Below are 6513 nucleotides of genomic sequence, written 5' to 3'. Positions count from 1 at the left end.
CACGAACTAATAACAAACAAAAGCGTTCAAAATCACTTTGAACGCTTTTTGTTTTCTATCTCCTAAACCTGTAATTTTTCTACAAAAACTGCGTAGATAAAGGCTTCAGTTATTAACAAAACAAAAAGTATTCTCACAAAAAATATTTTAACAGTGCCTTTTGTGATGCGGGGATACGTGTAAACACGTATTTACTTTTCCTACAAAAAAAATCGTTAAAAACTCAAATTATTGGTCGTTCACCGAGAATACATAACTGTTCACCTAAAACATATATTTTTGTAAGACTTTAACATTTTTTCCTACGTATATTTGATATTCCTAGTAAAGAAATTGATTGCAGTTGGGGCAAGATTTTCTTCGAGAAAAACGTATTAAAATTTAGAGTGTATGCAAAATATTACTTCTTTTTCAGCAAAAAAGAGAATAGCGAATTGGTTGACTTTAACCATGTTGCTGTGTTCTCTTACAACGGTATTTGGTTATCCGGTACCCGATTATGAATCAAAATTTATACATACAAATAAACAGGTATCGTATGTTGCTTCAAATAACATTACTTTCCATAGTGAGAGTGTTGCTTCAATGACGAATGATACTTGGTTATTTGAATGTGGTGAAGACAAGCGAGTAGACGAATACGGTTTTAATGCAAACTGTAATGAAACTACTACAGCTACTATTCCAAATTCTGGAAGTGTTTATCAATATGCTGTTGAAATTGTATATAAAGGTGGAAACCCCGGATCCAGCATACAAGTAAAAGATTCAAATAATGTGAATCATACACTACAACGGTCGGTGCCGTTTGGTTCTAGTTCCAATATATGGGTATATCGAAAGATCATCCAAGGAAACACAAGCAGCATTACGTACACGAACGGGAATAATAAATGCAATCTCCAATCTGTAGTGATCTATGCATTCAGAAATGCACCCGGTTCACCCGGAAGTTCTGGAGTATTTACAAACAGAAGTGGGTACAACGATATTCAAACTATTAATATTTCGATTCCATCATTTCCGGTAGCGAGAGATCTTGTTATAGAATCCCCTATTTCTGAAATGACCACAGATGGAAGATACTTGTTATTAAAAGCGGAAGCAGGTGGCGTAACAGATCAAATTTTTGTATACGGGCCCGATGCGTCCTTACCACAAGCTTCTTGTTGTTTAACGATTCCGTCCTTAATTCTAAGAAATGTTCCGGGAAATATTACTCAGGTAACATTAACTGTAGACACTCGCAACGGACAAAACGGCCAAAGTGTTAATGGGCAATCATGGGTCATCGCAGCAGGAGTGAACGTGGATGCTTTATGCGGGAACGATCCCGATATTGCACTTATTAAAACAGGTACATTTAATGATCTAAATGGAAATGGGTCTGCTGAAGCGGGCGAAACGGTAAGCTATAATTTTACAGTAACCAATACCGGACAAACCCCTTTAAGTGATATAACAATCACCGATCCATTGGTTTCGGTATCTGGTTCTTTAGCTTCTTTGAACCCGGGACAATCTAATAATACGGCCTTTACGGCAACTTATACACTAACGCCCACAGATATTCTTAATGGTTTTGTTGAAAACCAAGCAGAAGTAGAAGGATGCTATCAATATGAACCTGTGGATCCTAACGGGAACTGCGACGGAAAAGTAAATTATCTCGAATTAGAATATTTAGGAAATGTCTTCAACGCCCAGATAAAGGTGATTGAGCATGACGGACAAATTGTCTTTAACAACGTTGTGCAGCCAGGAGAGCGTTTTGAGTTCGTCGGACAAGACCCACCACAAAATACCTTTGGACCGAAGATTGATATATATATAAACAACAATCTTGTACAAGAGATCCATACTAGTTGCTCACAACCTATTGGGATAGGTTCGATCTTTGGAGATTTTGAGGTTATAAACGGAAGCAGCAGAAATGGAGGACCTTTAGCGCCCGTTACCGGAAGCGGTTGTGTGGGTGTTGCAGACGATCTTTCCGATGACAATAGTAACGATCAAGATGATCCTACCGTGGTACCTCTACCGGGTCCGCCACCGGCTACCAGAGACTGTAACTGCTCGCCACTTTATAAGGATTCAGACTTTAACAATCCAGCGCTTGTTTCCGGTTCGAACTTGCAAGTGGGCGCTGTATATAGATTTTCAAATGTATTTCCGGGGAATCCCCACGGGACCACCATCGATGCACTTGTTAAGATTGTTGAATTTACAGGAGGAGCTTCGCTGCTTAATATAGATGTGACCTCGTCAGGGCTTCCTGAAGCGTTCCAGCCGCGCATTAACAGTACCAATAATTTAAACCAAAGTGTGCTATTTGATATCACATTCGTTACCTCTGGCGGAAACTATGGAGATGAAGTTGATATTTCCTTCTATGCAACACCTTTAGACATTGATGGCGATGGGTCAACAACGCGTGAATATGCAGAAGTAACCTTACCCGATGCATATTTCGTAAGTAATAACACCGTTTTAAATCTTGCTCAAACTGCTACCGTTGTTCGTGGAACAGCCAATTCTGTAATAACAGCTCCGGGAGGAGATGTTTCATTGGATCCACGCTTTACTTTCAGTACGTATTATGAAACGAAATCATCGGTTCAATATCGAATCGGAAAAATTGACGGTAACGATGATCGCTATTACTCACTTAATATGAGTTGTGCAGAGTATACCAATCCAAATTCAGTGATTGTTACCTATCCGGTGATCTGCGGAAATGTAAGCGACGACAATGGAAATCCGTTGCAGAATGTTGAAATTGACGTCACCGGAAATGATGGAAGCGCACAAACCGTTTTCACAGATGCTAACGGGAACTATAAAGCGATCGCTCAAATTCCTGAAGCGCTGGTAGATGTTACTTATGAAATTCGTGAGAATGATCCGGCCGGATATATATCTATTTCAGATGTTGACGGAGCAAACGATAACTTGATCACCCGTACGATCGATTTAGAGTCTACGTGCGGAAATGATTTCGTAGATGGAATAGAAGTAGTACTTACCCTTCAGTCTAAAACCGATATTTTATGTAATGGTGATACCACCGGATCAATAACGGTTACCGCTTCCGGAGGAATTCCGCCATATACGTATACCTTAAATGGAGGGACACCACAAAGTTCACCAACTTTTAACAACTTGGCAGCGGGAGTTTATACCATTGGAGTGTCCGATTCTTTAGGAAATACAGATTCAATAAGTGTTACATTAACGCAACCTGAACCTATAAGCATTCAAATCACAAAAATGAATGCAACAGCTACAGGGGGTTGTGTTAACGGACAAGCAACGGCTAATCCGTCGGGTGGAGTGCCGCCATACACCTACCAGTGGAGCGCAAGCGCAGGGAACCAAACGACTGCAACGGCTACTAATCTTCCGGCCGGTACTCATACCGTGGTAGTGACCGATGCAAATAATTGTACACTACAACAGGGTGTGGTTATCGACTGTGTTCCTAATTGCGATGCTGTAATTACTGTTGATGAAGTGATAAATGTTCTGTGTACCAATGAGATGACAGGAAGTGCGACTGTTAGCGCAAGTTCCGCCATGAATCCCGGAGCTACTTTTACCTTTACTTGGAACACCGTGCCTCCTCAAATAGATGCAGGTGTAAGCACCAGTACTGTTTCAAATTTAGCAGCAGGCGTTTATACCGTAAGCGTGACTATTGATGGAACATTGTGCCAGCCCGTACAACAAAGTGTAACGATCACACAACCTTCTACAGCGCTTAATGTAACCGCTACATCTACAGATGAGACCGGTCCAACCACCGGTGATGGAACCGCAACTGCGAATCCAACAGGTGGAACTCCTCCTTATACCTATTCGTGGAGCCCCGGAGGTGCAACAACACAAACGATTACCGGACTAAGCGCCGGAACCTATACCGTGACAGTTACCGATGCGAACGGATGTACAGCAATGGCGTCAACCACAGTAAATCCGGGATCCTGTCGTGACCTGGCTGCCAATGCCTCATCTACTCCTGTTTCATGTAACGGGGGAAGTGACGGTACAGCAACTGTTGGAGTAACAGGTGGATTAGGACCTTTTACCTATTCTTGGAGTCCGGGAGGCCAAACCACTCAAACCATCACCGGTTTAACGGCGGGTGTTTATACAGTAACTGTGACCGATCAATCTACGTTGTGTACAGCAACTTCAACTACAACCGTAAACCAGCCAAGTCCGTTGAGTTCGGGTATTGCTGTTACTAATGTGGCGTGTTTTGGAGATGACACAGGATCACTGGACCTTACCGTTACCGGGGGAACACCACCTTATTCTTTCGTCTGGAGTCCGAATGGTGAAACTACGGAAGACTTATTCGATCTTACTGCAGGAAGTTATTCGGTTGTCATTACTGATGCAAATGGCTGTACAAAGACCGATAGCGCAATGGTGATGCAACCTTCCGAAGCATTATCAATAAACATTACTTCTCAAACTGATATCTTGTGTAGTGCACCAAGTGCTGTCACTGTGGCGGCAAGCGGAGGAACACCACCGTATCTATATGCATTGGACGGAGGTACTCCTCAGGCATCCGGAACCTTTAACGATCTCACTGAAGGTAACCATACCATAAGTGTCGTAGATGCTAACGGGTGTGATGCCTCTGTTGCTGTAACTATTCTGAAGAATTGTACCGTGGCGGTAGATGATATCAATGATACTTTTGTAAATACTCCAGTGGACGGAAATGTACTCACAAATGATTTCGATCTTGAAGGGGATACACAAACAGTTACAACCACTACTGTAACAACCGTACGTGGTGTTACTGTGATAATAGACCTTGTTACCGGTGCATATACGTACACACCTCCAACCGATTTTATTGGAGAAGATAGTTTTGAATATACCATCTGTGACGATGGAAACCCACAAGCATGTGATAGTGCTACCGTGTATATCGAGGTACAACCAATGGATGGATCAGATAACGATCCTCCGGTGGCGAATGCCGATACAAATACAACACAGAAAAATGTGCCTGTAGACGGAAACGTGCTTCCTAACGATTACGATCCGGATGGTGACCCAATTACTATCACCACACCAAGCGTAACGACCGCTCAAGGTGTGACTGTGAACATCAACCCGGATGGTAGTTATACCTACAACCCACCTTTGGATTATTTAGGAGAAGACACTTTCGAATATACTATTTGTGATAACGGAACACCGGCGTTATGTGATACGGCTGTAGTTACAATTCAAGTATTGGATACAACAGACAATATAACAACTGCAGTAGACGATGCCTATTTCACACAAATAGGAGTGCCGATAAGTGCAAATGTGTTAGATAATGATACCGATCCTGAAGGAGATAATCAAACAGTAGATATCGCAATTAGTCCTTCTAGCGGCCCTAGCAATGGTACTGTAATTCTAAATGCAGACGGAAGCTTTGTGTATACACCGAATGCCGCATATTTTGGTCCGGATAGTTTTGTGTACTCCATCTTTGACAACGGAAGCCCTGTGGCTACAGATTCTGCTACGGTTACTATTTTAATCAGTCCGTTTGTAAACACGACAGTTGCCGTGGATGATATCAATGATACCTTTGTCAATATTCCTGTAAGCGGAAATGTTCTTACTAACGATTTTGATCTGGAAGGAGATACGCAAACCGTAACAACAACAACGGTAACAACAGCGCAAGGAGTTATTGTTACAATAGATCCTACCTCAGGAGCTTATACTTATATTCCTCCAACAGATTACATTGGAGAAGATAGTTTTGAATATACTATTTGTGACGACGGAAATCCACAAGCGTGTGATAGTGCTGTTGTATATATTGAGATCCAACCGATAGATGGACCAAATAATGATCCTCCGGTAGCGAATGCCGATACAAATACAACACAGAAGAATGTTCCTGTAGATGGAAATGTTCTTCCTAATGACTATGATCCTGATGGTGACCCTATTACGGTTACGGCCAATACCGATCCAAGCAACGGAACAGTAGTTATAAACCCTGACGGAACTTATACATATACACCAAATACAGATTTTGTAGGCGAAGATACCTTTACCTATACCATTTGTGATAACGGAACTCCTGCACTATGCGACACCGCTACGGTGACCATTCAAGTATTGGATACTACCGATAATATAACCACAGCAGTTGATGATTCTTACTATACTACTGTTGGAATTGCGATCAATGCAAATGTGTTAGATAATGATACCGACCCTGAAGGAGATAATCAAACAGTGGATATTGCAATTAGTCCTTCTAGCGGCCCTAGCAATGGTACTGTAATTCTAAATGCAGACGGAAGCTTTGTGTATACTCCGAATCCGGGTTATAACGGTCCTGACAGTTTTGTGTACTCCATTTTTGATGATGGTACTCCTGTTGCGACAGATTCTGCTACTGTGACCATTCTGGTAGGGTTTATCGGAAACGATATCTTAGCCGTTGACGACATCAACAATACGTATGTGGATCTTCCT

Annotated in this window: 1 protein-coding gene; it reads left to right on the top strand. The window is 41.9% G+C overall.

Annotated elements, in window-relative coordinates; genetic code table 11:
- Window positions 1-390: 390 nt before the first annotated feature.
- Window positions 391-6513 (top strand): Ig-like domain-containing protein (locus AACZ11_RS12710; protein ID WP_339832691.1); only part of this gene is annotated, 6123 nt, incomplete at its 3' end.

Origin of the sequence: uncultured Altibacter sp., from assembly GCF_963972995.1 — a bacterium.
GTDB lineage: Bacteria > Bacteroidota > Bacteroidia > Flavobacteriales > Flavobacteriaceae > Altibacter.
This window is presented reverse-complemented; position numbering and strand designations above follow the sequence as displayed.